This is a genomic window from Micromonospora sp. NPDC047644 (genome assembly GCF_040704315.1).
Lineage (GTDB): Bacteria > Actinomycetota > Actinomycetes > Mycobacteriales > Micromonosporaceae > Micromonospora.
The window spans coordinates 431160-454787 of record NZ_JBEYSY010000001.1; the positions used below are offsets into that span (position 1 = coordinate 431160).

The 23628-nt window shown below is 71.9% G+C and carries 19 protein-coding genes; 9 read left to right on the forward strand and 10 right to left on the reverse strand.

Annotated features, from left to right (window positions below; translation table 11 throughout):
- Nucleotides 1-153: 153 nt before the first annotated feature.
- Both AB0877_RS02020 and AB0877_RS02025 read left to right on the forward strand, forming a co-directional pair.
- Complete coding sequence (locus AB0877_RS02020) at nucleotides 154-2586, forward strand: immune inhibitor A domain-containing protein (protein WP_366606170.1); 2433 nt, start codon at nucleotides 154-156, stop codon at nucleotides 2584-2586.
- A 199-nt stretch (nucleotides 2587-2785) separates the two neighbouring features.
- Nucleotides 2786-3718 carry an alpha/beta hydrolase gene (locus AB0877_RS02025; protein WP_366605792.1) on the forward strand — a complete coding sequence of 311 codons (933 nt, stop codon included), beginning with the start codon at nucleotides 2786-2788 and terminating at the stop codon, nucleotides 3716-3718.
- 4 nt (nucleotides 3719-3722) lie between these two features.
- On the opposite strand, the gene AB0877_RS02030 is transcribed toward AB0877_RS02025, so the two are convergent.
- Complete coding sequence (locus AB0877_RS02030) at nucleotides 3723-4088, reverse strand: hypothetical protein (protein ID WP_030486287.1); 366 nt, start codon at nucleotides 4086-4088, stop codon at nucleotides 3723-3725.
- Nucleotides 4085-7045: an SseB family protein gene (locus AB0877_RS02035; protein ID WP_366605794.1), complete on the reverse strand. Its 2961-nt coding sequence runs from the start codon at nucleotides 7043-7045 to the stop codon at nucleotides 4085-4087. The genes AB0877_RS02030 and AB0877_RS02035 overlap by 4 nt, the downstream gene beginning before the upstream one ends.
- Before the next feature lie 152 nt (nucleotides 7046-7197).
- Here AB0877_RS02035 and mycP point away from each other — a divergent pair, with 152 nt between their 5' ends.
- A complete protein-coding gene (mycP, locus tag AB0877_RS02040; protein ID WP_366605796.1) occupies nucleotides 7198-8424 on the forward strand; it encodes a type VII secretion-associated serine protease mycosin in 1227 nt (408 codons plus the stop codon).
- 148 nt (nucleotides 8425-8572) lie between these two features.
- On the opposite strand, the gene AB0877_RS02045 is transcribed toward mycP, so the two are convergent.
- Together AB0877_RS02045 and AB0877_RS02050 are read right to left on the reverse strand one after the other, a co-directional pair.
- Nucleotides 8573-8866, reverse strand: a complete 294-nt coding sequence (locus tag AB0877_RS02045; protein ID WP_355004864.1) for a WXG100 family type VII secretion target — start codon at nucleotides 8864-8866, stop codon at nucleotides 8573-8575.
- A 21-nt stretch (nucleotides 8867-8887) separates the two neighbouring features.
- Nucleotides 8888-9208 carry a WXG100 family type VII secretion target gene (locus AB0877_RS02050; RefSeq protein WP_091395516.1) on the reverse strand — a complete coding sequence of 107 codons (321 nt, stop codon included), beginning with the start codon at nucleotides 9206-9208 and terminating at the stop codon, nucleotides 8888-8890.
- A gap of 291 nt (nucleotides 9209-9499) precedes the next feature.
- Between AB0877_RS02050 and eccE the strand changes: the two genes are divergently transcribed.
- From eccE to rarD, 4 genes are all read left to right on the forward strand, one after another.
- On the forward strand, nucleotides 9500-11437 hold the full coding sequence (eccE, locus tag AB0877_RS02055; protein WP_366605798.1) for a type VII secretion protein EccE: 1938 nt from the start codon (nucleotides 9500-9502) through the stop codon (nucleotides 11435-11437).
- A 90-nt stretch (nucleotides 11438-11527) separates the two neighbouring features.
- On the forward strand, nucleotides 11528-11914 hold the full coding sequence (locus AB0877_RS02060; RefSeq protein ID WP_091395522.1) for a phage holin family protein: 387 nt from the start codon (nucleotides 11528-11530) through the stop codon (nucleotides 11912-11914).
- A 128-nt stretch (nucleotides 11915-12042) separates the two neighbouring features.
- A complete protein-coding gene (locus AB0877_RS02065; RefSeq protein ID WP_366605800.1) occupies nucleotides 12043-12534 on the forward strand; it encodes a GNAT family N-acetyltransferase in 492 nt (163 codons plus the stop codon).
- A 2-nt stretch (nucleotides 12535-12536) separates the two neighbouring features.
- Nucleotides 12537-13460, forward strand: a complete 924-nt coding sequence (gene rarD, locus AB0877_RS02070; protein WP_366605802.1) for an EamA family transporter RarD — start codon at nucleotides 12537-12539, stop codon at nucleotides 13458-13460.
- A 92-nt stretch (nucleotides 13461-13552) separates the two neighbouring features.
- On the opposite strand, the gene AB0877_RS02075 is transcribed toward rarD, so the two are convergent.
- The gene (locus AB0877_RS02075) at nucleotides 13553-14263 is read right to left on the reverse strand and encodes a zf-HC2 domain-containing protein (RefSeq protein WP_366605804.1); all 711 of its coding nucleotides are present in this window, start codon (nucleotides 14261-14263) and stop codon (nucleotides 13553-13555) included.
- A complete protein-coding gene (locus tag AB0877_RS02080) occupies nucleotides 14260-14775 on the reverse strand; it encodes a sigma-70 family RNA polymerase sigma factor (protein WP_051708644.1) in 516 nt (171 codons plus the stop codon). Before AB0877_RS02080 ends, AB0877_RS02075 begins: the two co-directional genes overlap by 4 nt.
- A 215-nt stretch (nucleotides 14776-14990) precedes the next feature.
- Between AB0877_RS02080 and AB0877_RS02085 the strand changes: the two genes are divergently transcribed.
- Entirely contained in the window at nucleotides 14991-17117 is a 2127-nt protein-coding gene (locus tag AB0877_RS02085) for a PhoX family phosphatase (protein WP_366605805.1), read from the forward strand.
- A gap of 91 nt (nucleotides 17118-17208) precedes the next feature.
- Here the strand turns inward: AB0877_RS02085 and AB0877_RS02090 are convergent, their stop codons facing one another.
- Nucleotides 17209-17991: an IclR family transcriptional regulator C-terminal domain-containing protein gene (locus tag AB0877_RS02090; protein ID WP_366605807.1), complete on the reverse strand. Its 783-nt coding sequence runs from the start codon at nucleotides 17989-17991 to the stop codon at nucleotides 17209-17211.
- 154 nt (nucleotides 17992-18145) lie between these two features.
- Between AB0877_RS02090 and AB0877_RS02095 the strand changes: the two genes are divergently transcribed.
- Entirely contained in the window at nucleotides 18146-19375 is a 1230-nt protein-coding gene (locus tag AB0877_RS02095) for an MFS transporter (RefSeq protein WP_366605808.1), read from the forward strand.
- Here the strand turns inward: AB0877_RS02095 and AB0877_RS02100 are convergent.
- From AB0877_RS02100 to AB0877_RS02110, 3 genes are all read right to left on the reverse strand, one after another.
- On the reverse strand, nucleotides 19351-20436 hold the full coding sequence (locus AB0877_RS02100; RefSeq protein ID WP_366605809.1) for a polyprenyl synthetase family protein: 1086 nt from the start codon (nucleotides 20434-20436) through the stop codon (nucleotides 19351-19353). The genes AB0877_RS02095 and AB0877_RS02100 overlap by 25 nt on opposite strands.
- A gap of 90 nt (nucleotides 20437-20526) precedes the next feature.
- Entirely contained in the window at nucleotides 20527-22080 is a 1554-nt protein-coding gene (gene nuoN / locus AB0877_RS02105; RefSeq protein WP_366605811.1) for an NADH-quinone oxidoreductase subunit NuoN, read from the reverse strand.
- Nucleotides 22077-23612 (reverse strand): NADH-quinone oxidoreductase subunit M, encoded by a 1536-nt coding sequence (locus AB0877_RS02110; protein ID WP_112585696.1) that lies wholly within the window; start codon nucleotides 23610-23612, stop codon nucleotides 22077-22079. The genes nuoN and AB0877_RS02110 overlap by 4 nt, the downstream gene beginning before the upstream one ends.
- Nucleotides 23613-23628: the final 16 nt, after the last annotated feature.

Below are 23628 nucleotides of genomic sequence, written 5' to 3' on the forward strand. Positions count from 1 at the left end.
ATCTTGCAACAAATCGACGCGTTCGTCTTCCCACCTGTCCCGCCAGTAACTATGTTCACCAATGGTCCCACTAGTGGGATCGATCTCCCACCGGCCCGTACCCCCGTTGGGCCGGTTCCCTCACACCGGAGGTACCACGTGCGCAAAGTCGCAGTGGGTCTGCTCGGGCTCTCACTGACGGCGACAGGCCTGGCGTTCGGCCCGTCCGCCTCGGCCGCCCCGCAGCCCAAACTGCCGGCAGCAGCTCCGGCCGCTGCCGAACCACAGGCGCTGAAGGATGAACTCCCCGACAAGCTCGAGGACAAGCGCCGCGAGCTGCGTGAGCAGGGTCTCGCCGACGTGCTGAGCGGGCGCAGCAAGCCGATCGAGCGCAACGGCAGCACTGTCGTCAAGGTCGGCCAGGTCGGCAAGACCGCCACCAACAGCAAGGCACGGTCGGCTGCCGGCGCGCAGGCGACGAAGGACCAGTACGTCGAGCTGAAGCGTGAGCGGACCGACAAGATCTTCGTGATCCTGGCCGAGTTCGGTGACGAGCGGCACCCGTCCTACCCGGACAAGGACATGAACCCGGACGTCGCCGGCCCGGCGACGTTCGAAGGGCCGCTGCACAACAAGATCCCCGAGCCCAACCGGGCCGTGGACAACTCCACCATCTGGCAGCCGGACTTCAGCCCGGACCACTTCCGCCAGCTCTACTTCGGCACCAACCCGGGCGACGAGTCGCTCAAGCAGTACTACGAGGCGCAGTCCTCGGGTCGCTACACCGTCGAGGGTGAGGTGACCGACTGGGTCAAGGTCAAGTACAACGAGGCCCGCTACGGTCGCTCCGACGACCCGAAGGCCGACGACGACCCGACCGGCGACCCCGCCGTCTGCGCCGACAACGTCTGCCCGAACACCTGGAACCTGATCGCCGACGCCGCCAACCAGTGGGTCGCCGACCAGAAGGCCAAGGGCCGTACGGACGCGCAGATCGCCACCGAGATGAAGTCCTTCGACCAGTGGGACCGCTTCGACTACGACGGTGACGGCGACTTCAACGAGTCGGACGGCTACATCGACCACTTCCAGATCGTCCACTCCGGCGGCGACCAGGCCGACGGTGACCCGCAGCAGGGTGAGGACGCCATCTGGAGCCACCGTTGGTCGGCGTTCAACAGCTCGCCCGTGGGCCCGCCGAACTTCCCGATCGGCGGCACCCAGATCGGCAACACCGGCGTCTGGATCCGCGACTACACGATCCAGCCGGAAAACGGCGGTCGTAGCGTCTTCTACCACGAGTACGGCCACGACCTGGGCCTGCCGGACGACTACGGCCCCGCCGACAACAACAACGAGCACTGGACCCTGATGGCCCAGAGCCGGCTCGGCGCCAAGAACGACGTCGGCATCGGCGACCGGGGCGGCGACCTCGGTGCGTGGAACAAGCTCCAGCTCGGCTGGCTCGACTACGAGGTGGTCGTGGCGGGGCAGAAGCGCTCGCTGGAGCTCGGCCCGCAGGAGTACAACTCCGAGAAGGCACAGGCCGCCGTGGTGGTGCTGCCCCAGCGGGAGTACACCTTCAACTACGGCGCACCGTTCGAGGGCTCGAAGCAGTACTTCTCCGGCAACGAGGACGACCTCGACAGCAAGATGACGAGGACGTTCGACCTGACCGGCAAGTCCACGGCGGCGCTGTCGCTCAAGGGCAAGTACAGCATCGAGGAAACCTACGACTACCTCTACTTCGAGGCGTCGACGGACGGCGGTCAGACCTGGGCCGACCTGGACGGAACGGTCAACGGCCAGCCGATCGGCGTCGACGGCGCCGGCCGCCCGGCTCTCGACGGCAGCAGCAACGGCGCGTGGGCCGACATCAACATCCCGCTCACCTCGGTCGCCGGCAAGGTGGCGCAGGTCCGCCTGCACTACGTCACCGACGGTGGGGTCTCCGAGGGCGGCTTCTTCGGTGACGCGATCACCGTGACCGCCGACGGCCAGACCGTGTTCAGCGACGGCGCCGAGACCGACGCCGGTTGGACGCTCTCCACGTTCGAGGTGGTCGGGGCGACCTACACCCGGCTGTTCGACAACTTCTACATCGCCGGCAACCGGTCGTACGTCTCGTACGACAAGTACCTGAAGACGGGCCCGTACTTCTTCGGCTACGCGAACACCCGCCCGGACTGGGTGGACCACTACGCGTACCAGGAGGGCCTGCTCATCTCGTACTGGAACACCCGGTTCTCCGACAACAACACCGCGCCGGCGTCGGCGTCCAACCCGGGTGGTCACCCCGGTGAGGGCCGCAACCTCTACATCGACGCGCACCCGCGCCCGATCTACAACCTGACGGGGGCTCCGTGGCGGGCCCGCATCCAGGTGTACGACGCCCCGTTCAGCCTGAACAAGGCGGACTCGTTCACCCTGCACCTCAACAGCCAGCCGCAGTACATCCGTGGCCAGGCTGCTGAGCCGCTGTTCGACGACACCAAGAAGTACTTCTACGAGGAGCTGCCGAACCACGGCGTCAAGCTCCCCGCGACCGGTGTCAAGATCAAGGTTCTGGAGCAGGACGGCACCTCCATGAAGATCCGGATCAGCTGACCACTGATCCCGCACCAACAAGCGACGCCCGGGCAGGTCATCTGCCCGGGCGTCGCCCTTTGTGACACCCGTCCGGATGGCCACGACCGGGTTGGTCGAGCCGACTCCCCCGGTCGCGGTCCGGGACAACCCGGGGCTTTCCCCTGTTCAACGCGACCACCAGGGTCGCCCGCGGCAACCGGGTCCTAGGCTGTCTGCCATGACCGACCAGCGCGGCGGGGCCGTCGACGAGTCCTGTGTCCTCACCGAGGGGCCGTGGACGCACCGTTTCGTCGGCGCCAACGGCAGCCGGTTCCACGTGGTCGAGGGCGGCACCGGGCCGATGGTGCTCTTCCTGCACGGCTTCCCGGAGCACTGGTGGGCCTGGCACCAGATGCTGCCGGCGATCGCCGACGCCGGCTTCCGGGCGGTCGCCGTCGACCTGCGTGGCTACGGGGCGAGCGACAAACCACCCCGGGGGTACGACGGCTACACCCTCGCCGCCGACATCGCCGGACTGATCCGCGCGCTCGGTGAACGATCCGCGACGGTCGTCGGCAGCGGCCTCGGTGGCATGGTGGCCTGGACGGTGGCCTCGTTCCACCCGTCCCTGGTCCGCCGGCTCGTCGTGCTGGGGGCACCGCACCCGCTGCGACTGCGGGCCGCCATCTTCGCCGACCCGCGCGGGCAGTTCACCGCGTCCACCCCGGCGTTGAAGTTCCAGCTACCTCGCTACGAGCACGTCCTGACCCGTGACGGCGCCGCAGCCGTCGGCGAGATCATGCGCCGCTGGGGCGGCCCACAGTGGGTGGCCGGGCCGGACTTCGAGGCGTACGCCCAGCGGTGCCAGGAGGCGATGTGCATCCCGCAGGCCGCGTTCTGCGCGCTGGAGGGTTACCGATGGGCGTTCCGCTCGCTGCTGCGCCTGCACGGCTACCGGTTCGTCCGCCTGATGCAGAAGCCGCTGTCCACCCCGACCCTGCAACTGCACGGCGCCCTGGACACCGCCTCCCTACCCCGCACCGCGCTGGGCTCCGGTCGGTACGTCGTCGCCCCGTACGAGTGGCGGTTGCTCGACGGGGTGGGGCACTTCCCGCACCTGGAGGCGCCGGAGTTGGTGCTCGGCGAAATCCTGCGATGGGCCAAGACCTGACCGGTCAGACCCGCTGCTCCCGCAGGTCGGTGACCTCGGCGGCCGGTGCCCAACCCTGGTAGACGCCGAAGTCGAAGACCTCCAGGCGCATCGCCTCGGCCACCGGCCAGCGACCACCCGTGTACTCCACCCGCAGCCAGGCGTCGTGCTCGCCGAGCACGATGAACGGCTGCCCCTGCCAGGTGCAGGTGGTCCGCACGTACGCCAGATCCTCGATCTCGCTCGCCGGCAGCACCCGGACGTAGCGGCCCGCGCGGACCTCCTCGAAGCCCTCGCCCGGCTCGGGCTGGTACAGGCGGATGTCGTCACCGTCCGGGCTGGCCTGGTATTCCCGGCCCTGCCAACGGGCCACGTAACCGTCGCGCATCACGCCTCCCCGACCCGTCGCCAGGTGACCGAGTCGGTGTCCAGTTCGGCGACCACCCGCTCGCTGCCGTCCGCGCCGATGCGCCAGAGTTGGGCACCGTGCGGAAGACGTGCGCTGTCCACCTTGAACTCCGCCACCACGTCGCTGCTCTCACCCGGGGCGAAGCCGTTGCCCCGGAACGGCGGACGTTCGATGACCCAGCCCTCCATGGCCCGCATCGCCGGCTCGTTCTGACCGCCGTACGGAATGCGGTAGAGGCTCGGCCGGTGCGCCGGCCAGCGCAGCACGTAGATCTCCTCGGCGTCCTGGGCGAACGGCGAGCCGGGGTAGCTCAGGCCCAGCGCCTCGTGCAGCTGAGCCGGTGTGGTCAGGTGGGACAGCTCGCCGGCCCGGTGCACGAAGCCGGACACCCGGTCGTACCCACGATCCAGGTAGTACGCGAGCTGGCTGGGGGCGACCGCCTTCTGCATGACCGTCGGCCGGGTCGGGTCGACCGCCGCGGGAGCGTACCGGGGACGGGCGGCGGGCTCGGCCACGGCCGGCGCTTCCACCTGGTCCACTTCCAGGTCGTCCCCGAGCCCCACCTCGGCGGCCCAGTTGGCCAACGCGACGATCTGCTCACCGGGCAACTTGGCGCCCACCGGTGTGCCCGGGTTGACGGCGAACGACCAGTCCTCGTCGGGCCAGCGCCGGATCAGTTGGGCGAACTTCACCCGGACCGTGTCGACGTCCCCCTCGACATGGTCGGCGAGGCGCTCCGACGACGTGTAGACCACCACGTACGTCTCGCCGTCGAGCTGCGCGGTACGCCAGACGAAGCCGGGGTCCCCGGGGCGGCTTCCCCGCACCGAGTCCGGTGCCGCCGGCAGCAGCACCCGAGCCAGCAGCAAGGTGGACAGGAAGGTGTCGGTGCTGCCCGAGCCGGCGGCGCTGAGCAGGTCCTCCTCGACCGTGTTCGCCGGCTCGAACTCGACCGGTGGCGGCTCGTCGGCACGCGGCAGGGGGCTGTCGTCCGCCGTCGTGCTCTCGCCGCCGGTCGGGCTTCCCAACGAGCCCCCGCTGTCGGAGCGATCGTCGCCGAGCGGGGCGTCGGCCCCCGGACCGCCCAGGTCACCGCCGACAGCGCCGGACTCCGCCGGAATCACGGGCTGCGGGGCGGACGGGTCCGGGGCGGGCTGATCGGGGCTGAAGGACGGGGGTGCGAAAGGGTCGGGGCTGGGGGACGACGGGTCGAACGGCGGCGCGGCGGCCTCAGCGGGGCCGGGGGACGCCGTGAACAGCCCCGGATCGGAGGGTGCCGGGCTGAACGGTGGTGGCGCGGCGGTCTCTGTGGGGCTGGGCGACGACGGGCCGAACAGGCCCGGACCGGGGGGCGTCGAGCCGAACAGGCCCGGACCGGGGGGCGTCGGGCCGAACGGTGGCGGGGCGGCCTGGGCAGGGCTGGGCCGCCGGGGCGCGTCGACCGGCGCGCTGCTCTCGACCGGGTCGGTGAGGTCGCGGGACTCGATGATGGTGCCCTCGATGACGATGGGCGTGAAGCCCCGGCGTGGCGCCGGCGGCCCGGAGACCGGTTCCGCGGCGGACACCGGCAGATCCTCCGCCGGCTCGAACCGGCCCGGTCGGTCCTGGGGTATCGCCTGCGTCTTTTCCGCCTGCTCGAACCGACCCGGCCGGTCCTGGGGAATCGCCTGCGTCTCCTCCGCCGCCGGCCGCCCGGGCGCACCGGTCGGGCGAGGCTCACCGGTCACCCGGAACGCGCGGGTGGGCTCCTCAGCCAGCGGGTTGTGCCGGCGCGGCGGCAGCGGCTGGGTGATCTCCTCGCCGGACGGCGGCGGGCCCATGCCGCGGGACGCGCCGAGACCGCCCTCCGGCCGTCGTACCGGCTGGGTGGCGGCCGGGTCCGCCGCCATCGGGAAGGCCCGCGTCGCGGTCTCGCCAGCGGGCGCGTCTGCGGGGCGACGGCGGGGGAAGGGCTGGCTGCCTCGACCGAACCGGGTCGGCGGGGCCGCCCGGTCACCGGGACGGCCGCCGCTCTGGGCCGGGTCACGGGCCGGAGCGGGGTCGAAGAAGGAGCGCCGAGGCGCGGCCTGAGGGGCGCCGTTGCCGTTACCCGGGGCGGGGCCGTCGATGTCGCCCGGCCGGGTCGCTGCCGGCCAGCCCACGCCCGGCCCAGCCTGGTCGGCGGTGGGGCCGGCGGTCGCCAACGGGGTGAACCGGGACGGCCGGGCGCTGCGGGGCAGCGCTCCGACGCCTGGGGTGGGCCGCGGCGGTTCGGTCGGGTGCCGCTGACCGGCGGCGGGCAGGTCCTCCGCGCCGGGTCGGCGCGGAGGCTCTGCCGAGGCGGGTGGCCGGGGCGCGGGACCCGGCACGGGTGGGGCACCCACCCGAGGGCCCGGGCTCCGCGCCGGCCTATGAGGTGCGAGCGGAGCGGTCTCGGGCGCGGACGGGGCCGCCCCCGTCAGCGGAGGCGATCCGGCGGCTGGGGCGGCGTCCCGCGGTGGCACGCCGGGCCGGGTGCGGGCCAACGTCTCGGCCCGCTCCAGGCGGGCGCGGGCACCCATGGCACGGCCGGGCAGCCGCACGTCACCTCGGGACAGTTGCGACACGAACCAGGCCGGCAGGTAACCCTCGACCGGCAGACCCGGGTTGACGGCGAGCCACCACTCGTGGTTCGGCCAGCTGGCCGCGAGGTCGGCGAAGGGGATGCGTCGATTGCTGCCGGCATGGTCGCCGAGGCAGGCCCGCAGTGCGGCGGCGGAGGTGAAGGCCAGGACGTGGGTCCGGCCGCCGGTGGTCCAGGTGCCCCATCCCGCAGGTGGCTGGCCGGGCTGCGTCGGCGCGGAGACCGGCAGCAGCACATCGGTGCGGGACAGGAGCCGGAAGTAGAGCTCCTGGTCGTTCGCGCGCAGCGCGTCGCGCATCGCCACCTCGGCCTCCGTGGCCGGTTCCCATGCGGTCACGGCCACCTCCCCTTCCGAGAACAGGCCACAGGTATCGCGTACAACCTACAAGGTGGTACCAAGATCACAATGGCTGGCCGGCGGCGGTCCGCCCGGGCCCGGAGGAGGCGATAACATCCCGTTTCGGAGCCGCCACGATACGGAGGGTGTCGATGTCCGGATCGATCACGCGCCCGGTCCTCGCAGGTCTGGCCGCCAGCCTGTTGACCGTACCGGCCCTTCCGACCGTCGCCGCCACCGCCGGGCTCGGAGCGTCGGCACCGGCCTGCGCGACGCCGCTCGCCCCCGTCCGGCCGGTCGCCGCCAGGCCCTGGCCACAGCAACGGTACGACCCGGCACGGCTCGCGCCGCTGGCCACCGGCGACGGGGTGACGGTCGCGGTGGTCGACTCCGGGGTGGACCGGGTGCACCCGCAACTGGCCGGGCGGGTGCTGGCCGGCACCGACCTGCTCGACCCCGGCGGGGACGGCGGCCGGGACTGCGCCGGGCACGGCACCGGTGTGGCGAGCATCATCGCCGCGGCACCCCGCCCCGACGTCGCCTTCCGCGGCCTGGCGCCGGGTGCCCGAATCCTGCCGGTGCGGGTGAGCGAACAGCAGGTCGTGCAGGGCCGGGAGTCGGGGCGTACGGTCAGCGCCGACGAGTTCGCCAGGGCCATCCGGTGGGCCGTCGACCAGGACGCCGACGTGGTGAACCTGTCCGTCGTGCTGTACGCGGACGACCCGGAGGTCCGGGCGGCGGTGCGGTACGCGGTCGAGCGGGACGTGGTGCTGGTGGCCGCCGCCGGCAACCTGCACGACGGTGGGGACCCCCGACCGTTCCCGGCCGGCTATGACGGGGTGCTCGGCGTCGGCGCGATCGGGGCGGACGGCGGGCGGGCGTCGTTCTCGCAGACCGGCTCGTACGTCGACCTCGTCGCTCCGGGCAGCGAGGTGCTGACCGCCGCACCCGGCGCCGGCCACCATCGGGTCGAGGGGACCAGTTACGCGGTGCCCTTCGTGGCCGCCACCGCCGCGTTGCTGCGGGAGTATCGGCCGGAGCTGACCGCCGCCCAGGTGGCGGAGCGGATCATCGCCACCGCCGATCCAGCTCCGGGCGCGGGCCGGGGCGGTGGGTACGGCGCCGGGGTGTTGAACCCGTACCGGGCGGTCACCGAGACCAGCGGCGGCCGTGCGGCCGGCGCGCCACCGGTCGCCGCGCTCGCCGACGACCGGGCCGACCCGGCGCAGCTCGCCCACCAGGCCCGTCGAGTCGCCGCGCGGGACCGAGCCCTGCTGGTCGGGGCGGTGGCCGGCATCACGGCGGTCACCGTGGCGCTGCTCGCCCTGGTGGCACCCCGGGGCGCCCGTCGACGCTGGCGAGCGGCCGGCCCGGCCTGAGCCCGCCCGCACACGGCCCGAGCCAGCCCGCACAGGGGCTGAGCCCGCCCGCACAGGGCCTGGGTCCGCCCGCACACAACCGTCGTCGCCGACCGGCTGCGGGCGGGGCGCTGGCCCGGACATGGTCAGCGCTCCCAGCCCACATCGCTCACTGGAACAGCCCGGTGTTCTTCTTTTCGGTGTCCAGGTAGTCGGTGGCGGAGTCGTTCACCGCCAACCTGATGTCACGCAGCATCCCCTGCAGGTCCTGCGAGGCCGAACGCCACCGCGCCTGCCGCTGCTCGTAGGCCTGCTGCGCGTCGCCCGTCCAGCTCGCCACCAGCGGGGCGGCGTCGCGTTCGAGTTGCCCGAGCTGCGCGTCGAGGGTGTTCAACGCCTTCTGGATGTCAGCGCCGGCCTGCTGCAGCGCGGCGAAGTTGACGACCAGCACACCATGGTCCATCGGATTCCCTCCCCAACGGGATCAGAGCGGCAGTTGGATGCCGCCGCGGTTGGTGCCGGCCACCCGGCTGGCCACCTCGTCGTCGGACGCGTGGTACTGCCGACCGGCGGTGCGGATCGCACCGGCGGTCTCGCGCAGCGCGCGGTGCAGCGCCGCCTGGTCCTGTGACCACTGCTGCTTGACCTGCTCGAACGACCGGCCACCAGCGCCGCGCCAAGCCTGCTGCAACACCTCCAGCTCGGCCAGCAGGCCGGTCAGCATGGACTGCAACGACTGGTCCACCTGCTCGAACTTCGCGGCAGTCTGTTGCATGACCGCTGCTTCTGCCTTGGTTTGGGACATCCGGACGTCACCTCGTCTCTCGGATCGCACCTGGCCGTCGACGCGCCCACCCGGGGCGACGCGTCGTCGCTTGGCCCGGTCTTTCGAGCACTGAGACACGGGTCAGCGAAGGACTTCGTGGCTGACGGTAGCGACCTCGTAGCGGTTCTGCTACCCCACCGGCTTCCCCTGTGGACAACCGAGGCGGCCATCGGTCGCTTACGATGTGCCGCAGCCACGTCGCGGCGCGTGACGGGTCGCCGAAGGGCGGCCGGCCGTCCGACCCCGGTCCCCACTGGTCGAGGAGGCACGGTGCCGGCGATCACCACCGGAGGGCCGCACCCGCCGACCCCTCCCGGGTCCGAGGCGGGCCCCTCCCCACGGGTGGGCGGGCCGGGCCGATCCACCGACAGCGGCCCGCTGCCGGTCGATCAGCGCACCCCCCGTCGCCGATCGCGGGCGGCCCACTGGGTCGCACTCGGCCGTCGCGCGGCTGCCGGAGCGCGAGCCGGCCAACTGGTCACCGCACAGGTCGCGGCGGCCCTGGTGCTCGTCACCCTCGGTCGACCCGCGCCGATCGTCGCGGCAGCCCTACTGGTGGCCGCGCTGCTGGTGGCCGCCGCCTGGGTGCCGGTGCGGGGCCGGTGGCTGTTCGAGTGGCTGGGCACCGCCGTCGGGCACCTCACCCACCGGCGGGCGTTGACCGGGCCGGCCGACGCGGCCGCACTGCTCGACCTGGTCGCCCCGGGCACCGTGATCCGCTCGACCGAGTTGACCGGCGGACTGGCGGCCGTCCTGGAGGACAGCACCGGCATGGTCGCGCTCCTGGAGCTCGGCGACCCCGGCGACCTGCTGGGCGACGTGTCCCAGGCGATCCCCGCCCCGGCCACGTTGCTCCCCCCGACCGGGCCGGACCAGCCCCCGCTGCTGGTCCAACTGCTGCTCGCCGGTGCGCCGGCACCGGTGCCGAGTGCCGGTGGCACGGTCGGCACGTCGTACCGGCAGCTCACCGACGGGCGGCTCGCCGGGCGTGAGCGGGCGGTGGTGGCGGTCCGGGTGCTGCGGGTGAACGGTTGGTCGGAGGAGGACCTGCGCCGGGTACTCGCCGGCACGGTCCGCCGGATCGTCCGCCGGCTCGGACCGTTGGCCGCGCGACCGCTCGGGGTGCCGGCGGCGCTACGCGTACTCGGCGAGCTGGCCCACCACGACGGCGAACCGGTCCGGGAGTTGTGGCCGGCGATCCGCTCCGGCAGTCTCGTCCAGGCCACCTTCCGTCTGCTCCACCGGCCGGACGCGGGCGCTGCGGCTGGACGCCGGCTGGTGCCCCGCCTGCTGGCGCTGCCGGCGACGGCCACGACCGTGTCGATCTGCTCGGGTCCCTCGCCGACGATCTCGTCGTCGTCGGTTGGCGGAGTGCCGACCGAGCTGACCGTACGCCTGGCCGCCGGGACGGCGACCGAGTTGGCGGCGGCCGGGGAGGCGCTGGTCCGCCTGGTGACCGACCTGGGCGGAAAGCTGCGGCGACTCGACGGCGCGCACCTGGGCGGGCTGGCCGCCACGCTGCCGTTGGCGCTGACGGCACCCGGAGCGCAGCCCAGCCCACCGGTGCCCGGCCCGACCGTGGACGACTGGGAGCTGTCCCTGGGCGACGCGGGAATGATGGTCGGCACCAACCGGCACGGCCGGGCCGTCACCGTGCGACTGTTCCGGCCGGAGGGCACCCGCGTACTGCTGGTCGGCGGGGTACGGGCAGCCCAGCTGGTGGCGCTGCGCGCCCTGGCGCTCGGCGCCCTGGTGGTGGTGCAGACCGCCCGGCCACGGGCCTGGGAGCCGTTCGTCCGTGGGGTTGGCGCACCGGGCGGCACGATCCCGTTGCTCCCTCCCGGTCGGGCGGTCGCCGACGGGGTGGGCACCGCGCTGCGGCCGTTGCTGCTGATCGTCGACGCCGGGCCGGTGGCGGCCGAGGCCGTGCCGGGTCCGCCGTGGCGGGCCACCCTGGTGGTACGCGACGAGCTGACCGCGGCCGATGTGGACGCGTTGAGCCGCGCCGACCTGGCGCTGCTCCAGCCGCTGACCGCCGCGGAGGCCACCCTGGCCGGAGCCGCGCTCGGGCTGGGCGGCTCGGCCGAGTGGCTGACCCGGATCCGGGAGGACATGGTGGCGGTGGTCAACCGTCGGGCGCTGCGCTGGGCACTGCTCTCCGCCACCCCGATCGAGGCGCAACTGATCGGCCCGCCGACGCGCGGCTGAACTGACCGGCCCGCCGACGCGCGGCTGATTCCAGCGGACCCGCCAGCCGGCGGGTTACGTCGCCGCGGTGTCCGTGGCACGATCCCCGCCATGGGTTTTCTGAAAGGTCTGCTGATTCGGCTGGCCAGCACAGCTCTGGCTTTCTGGCTGGCCACGCTCCTCATCCCGGGCATCTCCCTGGATTCGAACTCGGCCACCGAGACGGTGACCACGCTGCTCCTGGTGGCGGTGATCTTCGGTGTGGTCAACGCTGTTCTCCAACCGATCATCAAGACCGTCGGTTGTGGCTTCTACCTGCTGACCCTGGGTCTCATCGCCCTGGTGGTGAACGGGCTGCTCTTCCTGCTCACCAGCTGGATCGCCGACCAGGCCGGGTTGCCGTTCTCGGTTGACGGTTTCTGGCCGGCGGCAGTGCTCGGCGCTCTCTTCGTGAGCATCGTGACCTGGATCCTCGGCGCCGTCCTCGACCGGGACTGACCGCTGACCAGTCAGCACCGACCCGGTCCGTCCGGGGCTCCGACCTCGGCCGGGGCCCCGGCGGGCCGATGACCAGAGTTCGGGAATGTGGCGGCCCGACCGCCCACCTCGGCGGTTAGCCTCGCGGCATGTTCTCGCTGACCTATTCCGACGGCCACCTGCTCAGCACCGATCCGGCGCGGATCGACCTGGACCTGGTGCACCACTGGTTGTCCACCGACGCGTACTGGGCGCTCGGACGGGACCGGGAGACCACCGAGCGGGCGTTCGCCGGCTCGCTGCCGTTCGGCATCTACCGGCCGGAGGACGGCCGCCAGGTCGCCGTGGCCCGGGTCGTCACCGACGGCGCCACCTTCGCCTGGCTCTGCGACGTGTACGTCGACCGCGCCGCCCGGGGTCGCGGGCTGGGCGGACGGCTGGCCGGCGCGGTCCGCGACCACCTGGATGAGCTGGGCGTACGCCGGATCCTGCTCTGCACCAACGACGCCCACCAGGTGTACGAGAGGGTGGGCTTCACCCCGCTGGACGCGCCGCAGCGGTGGATGCAGCTCGACCGGCGAGCCCCGGTGACCCCACTCACCGGAAAGGAACAAAGCAGCAGTACGCCCCTTACGGTGTAGGCGTGACGCCACTCCGCCTGGGATACCTGTACGGCCTCGGCGCGTACCTGCTCTGGGGTTTCTTTCCGCTCTACCTGAAGCTGCTGCGACCCGCCGGCCCGCTGGAGATCCTGGCCCACCGGATCGTCTGGTCGGTGGTCTTCGTGGCTCTGCTGTTGGGCGCGCTGCGCAACATCGGCTTCCTGCGGGCGTTGCTGCGCCGCCGGTGGGCGGTGGCGGGGATCGTCGCCGCCGCCGCGCTGATAGCTGTCAACTGGGGCACCTACATCTACGGGGTCAACTCGGACCGGGTGGTGGAGACTGCGCTCGGCTACTTCATCAACCCGCTGGTCGTGGTGCTGCTCGGGGTGACGGTGCTGCGGGAGCGGCTACGCCCGGCGCAGTGGGTGGCACTCGGCATCGGCGCGTCGGCGGTCGCGGTGCTCACCGTGGACTACGGCCGGCTGCCCTGGCTGGCGTTGACCCTGGCGTTCAGCTTCGCCGGCTACGGCCTGGTGAAGAAGCGGCTCGGCCTGCCGGCGGCGGAGGGGCTGTTCGTCGAGTCGGCGGTGCTGGCGTTGCCGGCGCTGGGCTACCTGGGCTGGCTGACGGCGAAGGCCGATGTGACCTTCGGGCATGTCTCGGCCGGGCACACCGCGCTGCTGGTGCTGGCCGGCGCGGCCACGGCGATTCCGCTGCTGCTGTTCGCCGGGGCGGCCAACCGACTGCCGCTGAGCAGCCTGGGCATGGTCCAGTACCTGGCGCCGATCCTTCAGCTCGGCTGCGGGGTGCTGATCTTCCACGAGCCGATGCCCCCGGCCCGGCTGGCGGGCTTCGCGCTGGTCTGGCTGGCCCTGATCGTCTTCACCGCCGACGCCGTCCGAACCTCCCGCCGCACCCGGCCCCGCCAACCCACCCCTCCCCCCACACCCGTCCCCACCCCCTGACCGCCCCCGCGATCTTGCACTTTGTGTCGCCGGTATGCCCCTGCATGCCCCTTGTGAAAGAACAGAAAGTGCAAGATCGCGTGAGAGAGGGGTTACGGGACGGCGTAGGTGAGGAGGGGGGTGCCGTCGGCCTTCTGAAGCTCCACGCTGGCCAGCTCGGCGTCGGTGAACCTCGTGTTGCCGGTGAAGCTGAGGTCGTCACCGGGGGCGGCGAGCCAGGAGCCGATCTGCTCGGTGGCGCCGTTCGGCCCGCGCGCCACCAGCCGGAACGGGTACGCCTTGCCGTAACTCGTCCGCGCGTCGTACCCGCACCGCATGGTCACCCGGGTGCCCCACTTGGTGCCGACCAGCCCGATGTCGGCGTGCACCGGCCCGGCGGTGGCCACCGGCCGCATGGCGACCATCGACACCTGTGGGCCAGGGGTGCCCTGCGCCGTCGGCGGCGGGGTCACCGATCGGGGCAGCACCGCCGCCGTCCCGACACCCACGACCAGGGCCAGCCCGGCGGCGGCCAGGGTGGTCAGCGCGTACCGTCGCCGGTCCGCGGCGCGTTCCCGACGACGAAGCGCGCGGGCCTCGTCGAGCAGCGCGGGCACCCGGGGCGGGGCCGGCGGCGGCAGGATCTGCTCCAACCCCGCCGGGTCGAGGCGCCCGAGCAACCCGGGCAGGACGGCGATCTCGGCGACCGCCTCCCGACACGAGGCGCAGCCGCCGAGGTGCCGCTCGTAGGCGGCCCGTTCGGCGGGGGCCAGGGCACCCAGCACGTACGCGCCGTCGTCGTACGCGAACTCGCACCGGGTCATCCCGTCACCCCCATCTCGGCCAGGACCAACCGTAGAGACCGCAGCGCGTAGTGGGTGCGGGACTTCACGGTCCCCGGCGGTACGCCCAGGCGGGACGCCGCCTCGGCCACCGACCGCCCCTGGTAGAAGCACTCGACCAGCACCTCCCGGTGGGTCGGGCTGAGCCGGTTCAGGGCCTCGGCGACGGTCCACGCCTCCACCGCCCGTTCGGCCTCGTCGATCACCTCGGGTGGTTCGGGCAGATCGTCGGTGAACACCTCGCCGACCCGGGTGGATCGCCGCCGCCAGGCGTCGATGGCCAGGTTGCGGGCGGTGGTGAACAGCCAGGACCGCACCGATCCGCGTCTCGGGTCGAGGGACTCCGGATGTCGCCAGGCCCGCAGCAGCGTCTCCTGCACCAGGTCCTCGGCCCGCTGCCGGTCCCCGTTGACCAGCCGCAGGGCATGGGCGTACAGCGCCTCCGCGTGCTCGTCGTGCAGCGCGCGGAGCAGTTGGGCGTCGTGGTCGCTGATGGCGGTCTCCTCGCTTCCGGCGCGCGTCCGGCGGTGCGTTCGCTCGGGAATACGTGCGGTCACGCCGAACGGTTCAGCCCGAGGTCAGACGGTTGCCGCCCGGAGAGGTGTTCATGCCCGGTTCACATTGCGGCTGACGGGCGCTCACCACGTCCTCCTAGCGTCCGGCTGGTACGCCGCCTGTCGTGCCACCGACTCCTCTGGAGGCCTCCCCCATGAGCGACCGCCCCCGGCTGCTCCCCCTGTTGAACGGCACCCGCCATGGCACCCGTGATGCCATGACCTGCCTGTACCGGTGCGGAAACGCGTGTGACCACCCGGTCCCGAACACCTCCGACAACGCGTACTTCGGTGACGTGGTGAACGCCGAGGTGTCGCGGCGTGGCGTGGTCCGGGCCGGCGCGGTCGGCGCGCTGGTGCTCGGTTTCGGCGGCACGGCGGCCGGCGCGCTCGCCGGGGCGGCCCCGGCGATGGCGGCCCCGACCGCCCCGGACGTTCCGGAGAACTTCGGATTCGGTCGTCCCAGCACCGGGATCGGCAGCGGCGCGCTGACCTTCAAGCCGATCCCTCCGAACAAGTTGGACACCCTGGTCGTGCCGAACGGCTACGACCACGCCGTGGTGATCAAGTGGGGTGACCCGGTGCTGCCGGGCGCGCCGGAGTTCGACCTGCACCACCAGAGCGCCGCGGCACAGTCCAAGCAGTTCGGCTACAACAACGACTTCGTGGGCGTGCTGCCGCTGGACAAGCAGGGCAAGCGGGCACTGCTCGTGGTCAACCACGAGTACACCAACGAGGACCTGATGTTCCCGGGCTTCCCCGGCCTGGACGGGCTCTCCGTGGAGCAGTTGAAGACCGCCATGGCCGCGCACGGCATGTCGGTGGTGGAGCTTGAGCGGGTGGCGGGCACCGGGCAGTGGAAGCCGGTCGGCAAGGGCCCGCGGCCGTACAACCGGCGGGTCACCGCCCTGAGCACCAAGTTCGACCTGACCGGCCCGGCCGCCGGCTCGGCCTGGCTGAAGACCGCCGCCGACCCCAGGGGCCGTACGGTCGTCGGCACGCTGAACAACTGCGCCGGTGGCGTGACCCCGTGGGGCACCGTGCTCTCCGGCGAGGAGAACTTCAACCAGTACTTCGTGGGCGCCGACGCCGTCCCGGCCGAGCTGAAGCCGAAGCTGGACCGCTACGGCATCAGCACCGCCAGCCGCTACCCCAGCGGCAGCCGCAAGTGGGAGCGTGCGGACGAGCGCTTCGACCTGGCGAAGCACCCCAACGAGGCACACCGGTTCGGCTGGGTCGTCGAGATCGACCCGTTCGACCCGGAGAGCCGCCCGCGCAAGCACACCGCGATGGGCCGGTTCAAGCACGAGGGCGCCAACGTGATCGTCGCGAAGGACGGTCACGTGGTCGCGTACATGGGCGACGACGAGCGGTTCGACTACCTCTACAAGTTCGTCTCGGACAAGAAGTTCATGAAGGGCAACTCCTGGGCGGCCCGCAAGCAAAACCTGACCCTGCTGGAGGCCGGCACGCTCTACGTGGCGAAGCTCGACCAGACCAGCGCCGCCGAGATCGACGGTACGGGCAAGCTCCCCACCGACGGCGCGTTCAACGGTCGGGGCCGCTGGATCAGGCTGGTCAGCGGCAACCGGTCGTTCGTCGACGGGATGACCGCGGCGGACGTGCTCACCTTCACCCGGCTCGCCGGTGACAAGGTCGGCGCGACCAAGATGGACCGCCCCGAGGACGTCGAGCCGAGCCTGCTCACCGGCAAGGTGTACGTGGCGCTGACCAACAACACCAACCGGGGCGTCGGCAGCAACCCGAAGCCGGACGAGGCCAACCCGCGCAACGCCAACAAGCACGGGCAGATCCTGGAGCTGGTCGAGGACCGCAACGACAACACCTCGGAGACCTTCGCCTGGTCGTTGCCGATCGTGTGCGGCGACCCGACCGACCCGTCGACCTTCTTCGCCGGGTACGACAAGGCCAAGGTCTCCCCGATCTCCTGCCCGGACAATGTCGCCTTCGACGCCACCGGCAACCTCTGGATCTCCACCGACGGCAACGCGCTGGGCAGCAACGACGGCCTGTTCGCCACCGCCGTGGAGGGTCCGGAGCGGGGTCACCTCAAGCAGTTCCTGACGGTGCCGCTCGGCGCGGAGACCTGCGGCCCGTTCATCACCGGCGACAACCGTTCGGTCTTCGTCGCCGTGCAGCACCCGGGCGAGATCACCGGAGCGTCGGTGGAGAACCCGGCCTCGAACTGGCCGGACGGTGACTACGCCAAGCCGGGCGTGGTGGTCACCTGGCGTCTCGACGGCGGCCCGGTGGGCAGCTGACGGCGTAATCGCCGCTGACGTTGCTCCGGCGGTCCCGCGTTGGACCGCCCCGAGAGGCCCTCTCCCAGCCCGGGAGAGGGCCTCTCGTCGGTCAGTTGTCGCCGGCGATGCCGTCGGCCACGCTGCGGGCCACGGTGAGCAGTTTGGCGCGTACCACCCGGGCGGAGGTCATCATCTCGCTGGCGGGCAGCGCGCAGGCCAGCACGACCCGACGTTCCATGTCCTTGTCCGGTGCGACGAGCACCGCGGCGCAGGCCACCCCCTGGCGGAACTGCCCCATCTCCAGTTGCATGCCGCGCCGGTCGCCGGCGGCCAGGTCCGCCTCGAAACTCTCGGTGGTGGTGAGCGTGGCGGTGGTGAACGGGCGCATGCCGTACTCGCGCAGATAGCGGTAGCGCTGGTCGGTCGTGAGGGTGGCGAGCAGCGACTTGCCGAGCGCTGTCGCGTGCGCGCCCTCGTCGAAGCCGGGCACCAGATCCTCCAGGTAGGGCGAGCGGTGCCCCTCGGCGACAGCGGTGAGGGCCACCTGACCGCCGACGAACCGACCGAGGTAGTGGCTGTAGCCGGTGTCCAGGGCGGCCCGGCGCAGTGTCTCACCGACCGCCGGCGGACCCCGGAACGCCGTCACCAGCTCCCGGTACCGGTCGGCCACCTCCAACCCCACGATGTACGTGCCGTCCTCGCGACGGATCACGTAGCCCTCGTAGGCGAGGGTGCGAACCAGGTGGTAGGTGGTGGCCACGGTCAACTCGCAGCGTCTGGCGATCTGCTTGACGGTCAGGCCCTTCGGGGCACGACCGACCGACTCCAGCACCCGTAGCGCTCGGGACACGCTGCGAATCAGGTCCGAAGGTTCTGCCAAGGGGTCGCGCACAACCACCTCCGCCGCCGTGGACTTACACCATATGAAAAACAGGCCCGGTGCGAAATGCCTGTTCGGGTCGAGGATGCCAGATCACCATCCACAGGTTGTTGCCCGCCGGTCACGAGGAGTGCGGTGAGCGGGGCTCGCGTAGGTTTGCCGAACGATGACCGACACCTCCGAAACCCCTGATCCGGCCGTTGCCCAACCCCGTCCGGTCCGGGCCAGCGCCGGCGCAGTCGTCACCACGGTGGCCTGCGTACTCCCCGTCTTCCTGCTCGGCGGTCTCGCCGTGCAGATGGGCACGGACCTCGGCTTCTCACCGGCCGGCCTGGGCCTGGCCGTCTCCGTCTACTTCGGGGTCAGCGCGCTGGCCTCGGTGCCCTCCGGGCGGCTGGTCGAACGGTACGGACCGGCAGTCGTCGCCCGCTGCGGCATCGTGCTGGCCGCCGGATCGATGCTGGCCGTGGCCGCCTTCGCCAGGTCGTACCCGGTGCTGGTCGGTCTGCTGGCGCTCAGCGCCGCCGCGAACGCGCTCGGCCAACTGGCCAGCAACGCGGCGCTGGCCCAGCACGTGCCCGCCCGACGGCAGGGGCTGTCGTTCGGTGTCAAGCAGGCCGCCATCCCGGTCTCCACCCTCCTGGCCGGCGCGGCGGTGCCCACCATCGCGCTCACCGCCGGCTGGCGCTGGGCGTTCGTGGCCGCCGCCGTGGTCGCGCTGACGACGCTGGCCGCCGTACCCCGACAGTTGCCCGGCCCGGCCAAGCGGGCCGGCGCCACGCGCGCCGGGAGGGCGACGGCGGCGCTGGTGGTGATCGGCGCGGCGGCGACGTTGGCGTCGGGCGCGGCCAACGCGCTCGGCACCTTCCTGGTGGACTCCTCGGCGGCCCGAGGTCTGTCGCCGGGCCTCGCCGGTCTCACCCTGACCCTGGGTAGCGCGGTCTGCGTGGCGGCCCGGGTGGGCGCGGGCTGGTTGGCCGACCGCCGCGAGACCGGCCACGTCGCCCTCATCGCCGCGATGCTGCTCGTCGGCGCGGTCGGGCTGGGCCTGCTCGCGTTGACCGGCTCGGTGCCGCTGGTGGTCGGTGTGGTGCTCGGCTTCGGCCTGGGCTGGGCCTGGCCCGGCCTGATGAACTTCGCGGTGGTCCGACTCCACCCGCAGTCACCGGCCGCCGCCACCTCGATCACACAGACCGGGGTGTACGCGGGCGGCTGCCTCGGCCCGCTGAGCCTCGGCCCCCTCGCCGCCCACCTCGGTTACCCGGCGATGTGGACCGTCGCGGCCATCGCGATGCTGCTCGCCGCCGCCCTCATGCTCGTCGGCAGCCGACTGTTGACCCGCGCCGCCGCCGCTGCGGGCCGAGGTGTGGATCAGCTGGTGCGGTCGGCGATGTAGTCGCAGAGCGACTCCAGCGCGCTGCGGGACGGGCCGTGCGGCAGCGGGGCGAGCTGCGCGCGGGCGTCCTCGGCGTAGCTGCGGACGGTCTCGCGGGCCCGCTTGAGCGCCGGGCTCTCCCGGAGCAGCCCCAACGCCTCGGCGTGCAGCGCGTCGTCGGTCAACGGGCCGGTCGCCAGGATCTCCCGCAGCCGCACCGACGACGCGTCCGAGTCGTCCGCCTCGCGGGCGTAGAGCACCGGCAGCGTCGGAACACCCTCGCGCAGGTCCGTGCCGGGGGTCTTGCCCGACTGCACCGACTCGGAGGCGATGTCCAGCAGGTCGTCGGAGAGCTGGAAGGCGACGCCGATCGTCTCGCCGTACCCGGCGAGGGCCTCGACGTGCTCCGGGGCGGCCCCACCGAACATGCCGCCGAACCGGGCGGACGTGGCGATCAACGAGCCGGTCTTCTCGGCGATGACGTGCAGGTAGTGGGCCACCGGGTCGTCGTCGGCGCGCGGCCCGACCGTCTCCGCGATCTGACCGTGCACCAGCCGGGCGAAGGTGCGCGCCTGCAACCGGACCGCCTCGGGGCCGAGGTCGGCGGCGATGTCCGCCGCGCGGGCGAAGAGGTAGTCGCCGACCAGGATGGCGACCGAGTTGGTCCACCGGGAGTTCGCGCTCGGCGCGCCCCGACGAACGGCCGCCTCGTCCATCACGTCGTCGTGGTAGAGGGTGGCGAGGTGAGTGAGCTCCATCACCACGGCGGCCGGGACCACCTGCGCGCCGGTCGGATCACCGAACTGGGCGCCGAGCGCCACCAGCAACGGCCGGAACCGCTTCCCGCCGGCCTCGACGAGGTGCCGGGCGGCCTCGGTGACGAACGGGTCGGCACTGGCCACGCTGGCCCGCAACTCGACCTCGACCGTGTCCAGCAGACCCAGCACGGACGCCTCGACACGGGGATCGGCGAGGCTCAGGCCGAGCGCGCCGAACTGACTCATGCTCGCCCGACCCCGCCGACCGCCGGAGCCGGAGGCACCTGAACGCTCGCCCGCCGGATTCACCACGCTATCAACCATGCCACACCCGTACGACCTGCTCCGGCCCGGGGATACGCACCGGGGGCCGGCACGTGAACACGCGCCGACCCCCGGTGATCGATCCTTCGGTCATCTAACGAATTCGGCGGCTCCGGCGGCCAGATCGAGCAGCGGCGCCGGGGCGACACCCAACACCAGCGTCGCCAACACACCGATCATCAGCGCGGCGGCGGTGAGCCCACCGGGCACCGTGACGGTCGGGGTCGAATCGCCCGGCTCGGAGAGCCACATCATCACCACGACCCGCAGGTACGGGAACGCGAGGATCATGCTGGTCAGCACACCGGCGATCACCAGCCAGGCCTGGCCACCCTCCAGCGCCGGCCCGAAGATGGCGAACTTGCTGGTGAAGCCGCTGGTCAGCGGGATACCGGCGAAGGCCAGCAGGATGAACGTGAACAGCGCGGCGAAGAACGGCGACCGGCGGCCCAGCCCGGCCCAGCGGGACAGGTGGGTGGCCTCGCCGTCGTCGTCGCGTACCAGCGTCACCACGGCGAACGCGGCCAGCACCGAGAAGCCGTACGCGACCAGGTAGAACATCGTGCCGGCCAGCCCGTCGCGGCTCGGCGCCAACACGCCGACCAGCAGGTAGCCGGCGTTGGCGATCGAGGAGTACGCGAGCAGCCGCTTGATGTCGGTCTGGGTGACCGCGAGCACCGCGCCCACCAGCATGGTCAGCACCGCCACCGCGCCGAGGACCGGGGTGAAGTCCCAGTTGGCGTCGGCGAACGCGACCTGGAAGACGCGCAGCAGGGCACCGAACGCGGCGACCTTGGTGCAGGCCGCCATGAACCCGGTGACCGGGGTCGGAGCGCCCTGGTAGACGTCCGGGGTCCAGACGTGGAACGGGGCCGCCGCGGCCTTGAAGAGCAGACCGATGGCGAGCAGCGCCATGCCGGCGAAGAGCAGCACCGGGCTGGCCGGCGACTCGCCCACCGCCGCGTGGATGGTGGCGAAGTCGACGCCGGCCGTCCGGCCCGGGATGCCGGCGGTGAAGCCGTAGATAAGGGCCACGCCGAACAGGAAGAACGCCGAGGCGTACGCGCCGAGCAGGAAGTACTTCATGGCCGCCTCCTGGCTCAGCAGACGCCGGCGACGGGCCAGCGCGCAGAGCAGGTAGAGCGGCAGGGAGAAGACCTCGAGGGCGATGAACATGGTCAGCAGGTCGTTCGCCGCCACGAAGATCAGCATGCCGCCGATGGCGAACGTGGTCAGCGGGTAGACCTCGGTGAGGCCGTTGCGTCCCTCGGCCTGCCGCCGGTCGTCGGCCGACTCGGCGGTAACCGCGGCCTGGGCGACGAACGCGCCGCCCCGCTCGACCGAGCGGTCGCCGATCAGCAGCAGCGCCATGGCGGCCAGCACCAGGATCGCGCCCTGGAGGAAGAGCGTCGGCCCGTCGATCGCGAGCGCCTGACCCGCTGTGATGATCCGCTCGTCGGCGCTGAGGACCACCATGGTCAGCGCCGCGAGCACGGCGAGCAGCGCCAGCGTCAACTGCACCACGTGCCGCCAGCGTCGAGGCACCAGCGCCTCGACCAGCACGCCGAGCAACGCGGTGCCCAGCATGATCAGGATCGGAGAGATCGCCGCGTAGTCGATCGACGGCAGCTTCAACTCGGTCACTTTGCCGCCTCCTGGACGGTGCCGCCCACGGACGGCGCCGGGTCGGTTCTGCCGATGTCGTCCATTGTTGCCTGGACGGCGGGGTTGATCACGTCAGTGACCGGCTTGGGGAAGAAGCCGAGCAGCACGATCAGCGCGATCAGCGGGGCGACCACGACCTTCTCGCGCAGGTTGAGGTCCCGGCGCATGCCGTCGACCTCGGTCAGCGCCGGGTTGAGGGTGCCCTGGGTGGTGCGCTGCACCATCCACAGCACGTACGCGGCGGCCAGGATGATGCCGAGTGTGGCGATGACCGCGACCGGCTTGTTCACCGTGAACGTGCCGATCAGCACCAGGAACTCGGAGATGAACGGCGCCGTGCCGGGCAGCGCCAACGAGGCGAGACCGGCGAAGAAGAGCACCCCGGCGAGCACCGGGACGAGCTTGCCGGCGCCACCGAAGTCGCTGATCAGCGCCGAACCGCGCCGGGAGATCAGCATGCCCACCACCAGGAAGAGCAGGCCGGTGGCCAAGCCGTGGTTGAGCATGTAGAGCACCGCGCCGGTGCCGGCCTGGGTGGTGAAGGCGAAGATGCCCACACCGATGAAGCCGAAGTGCGCGATCGAGGTGTACGACACCAGCCGCTTGAGGTCGTTCTGGCCGACCGCCAGCAGCGCGGCGTAGACGATGCCGATCACGCCCAGGGCCAGCGCCCACGGCGCGAACCACTTCGACGCCTCCGGAAACAGCGGCAGGCAGTAGCGCAGGATGCCGAAGGTGCCGACCTTGTCCAGTACGCCGACGAGCAGCGCCGCCGCCCCCGCCGGGGCGGCGCCACCGGCGTCGGGCAACCAGGTGTGGAACGGGAAGAACGGTGCCTTGATGGCGAACGCGAGGAAGAAGCCGAGGAACAGCCACCGCTCGGTGCCGGTGCTGATGTCGACCTGCGAGAGCGCCTGCCAGTCGAAGGTCTTCCCGCCGACCACCCACAGGCCGATCACGGCGGCCAGCATGAACAGACCGCCGACGAGCGAGTAGAGGAAGAACTTCACCGCCGCGTACTGCCGCTGGTGGCCGCCGTAGCTGCCGATGAGGAAGTACATCGGCACCAGCATGACCTCGAAGAACACGTAGAACAGGAAGACGTCGGCGGCTGCGAAGACGCCGATCATCGTGCACTCGAGGACCAGCAGCAGAGCGAAGTAGACGGGCACCGACCGCTTCGACGACTCCGCGTCGTGCCAGGACGCCAGGATCACCAGCGGCACCAGCACCGCGATCAGCATCAGCATCACCAGCGCGATGCCGTCGGCGGCGAAGGTGAAGCTGACCCCCCAGTTCGGGATCCAGGAGTACGACTCGCGGAACTGGAACCGGTCACCGCCGGCGTTGAAGCTGACCCACATCACCACCGAGAGCACCAGCACGAGCAGCGACCAGGCGAACGCCACCTGCTTGGCCAGCTCCGGGCGGTGGCGCGGCAGGAAGGCCACCACCAGGGCGCCCACCAGCGGCGCCACGGTGAGCACCGAGAGGAACGGGAAGTTGGACATTATGCGGCCTTACCTC

Excerpts from the sequence above, each read along its gene's own strand:
- AB0877_RS02065 (WP_366605800.1), top strand. The coding sequence starts at position 12,043 with ATGTTCTCGCTGACCTATTCCGACGGCCACCTGCTCAGCACCGATCCG.
- AB0877_RS02060 (WP_091395522.1), top strand. The coding sequence starts at position 11,528 with ATGGGTTTTCTGAAAGGTCTGCTGATTCGGCTGGCCAGCACAGCTCTG.
- AB0877_RS02085 (WP_366605805.1), top strand. The coding sequence starts at position 14,991 with ATGAGCGACCGCCCCCGGCTGCTCCCCCTGTTGAACGGCACCCGCCAT.
- AB0877_RS02025 (WP_366605792.1), top strand. The coding sequence starts at position 2,786 with ATGACCGACCAGCGCGGCGGGGCCGTCGACGAGTCCTGTGTCCTCACC.
- AB0877_RS02110 (WP_112585696.1), bottom strand. The coding sequence starts at position 23,612 with ATGTCCAACTTCCCGTTCCTCTCGGTGCTCACCGTGGCGCCGCTGGTG.
- AB0877_RS02045 (WP_355004864.1), bottom strand. The coding sequence starts at position 8,866 with ATGGACCATGGTGTGCTGGTCGTCAACTTCGCCGCGCTGCAGCAGGCC.
- AB0877_RS02095 (WP_366605808.1), top strand. The coding sequence starts at position 18,146 with ATGACCGACACCTCCGAAACCCCTGATCCGGCCGTTGCCCAACCCCGT.
- AB0877_RS02050 (WP_091395516.1), bottom strand. The coding sequence starts at position 9,208 with ATGTCCCAAACCAAGGCAGAAGCAGCGGTCATGCAACAGACTGCCGCG.
- AB0877_RS02100 (WP_366605809.1), bottom strand. The coding sequence starts at position 20,436 with ATGGTTGATAGCGTGGTGAATCCGGCGGGCGAGCGTTCAGGTGCCTCC.
- mycP (WP_366605796.1), top strand. The coding sequence starts at position 7,198 with ATGTCCGGATCGATCACGCGCCCGGTCCTCGCAGGTCTGGCCGCCAGC.
- AB0877_RS02075 (WP_366605804.1), bottom strand. The coding sequence starts at position 14,263 with ATGACCCGGTGCGAGTTCGCGTACGACGACGGCGCGTACGTGCTGGGT.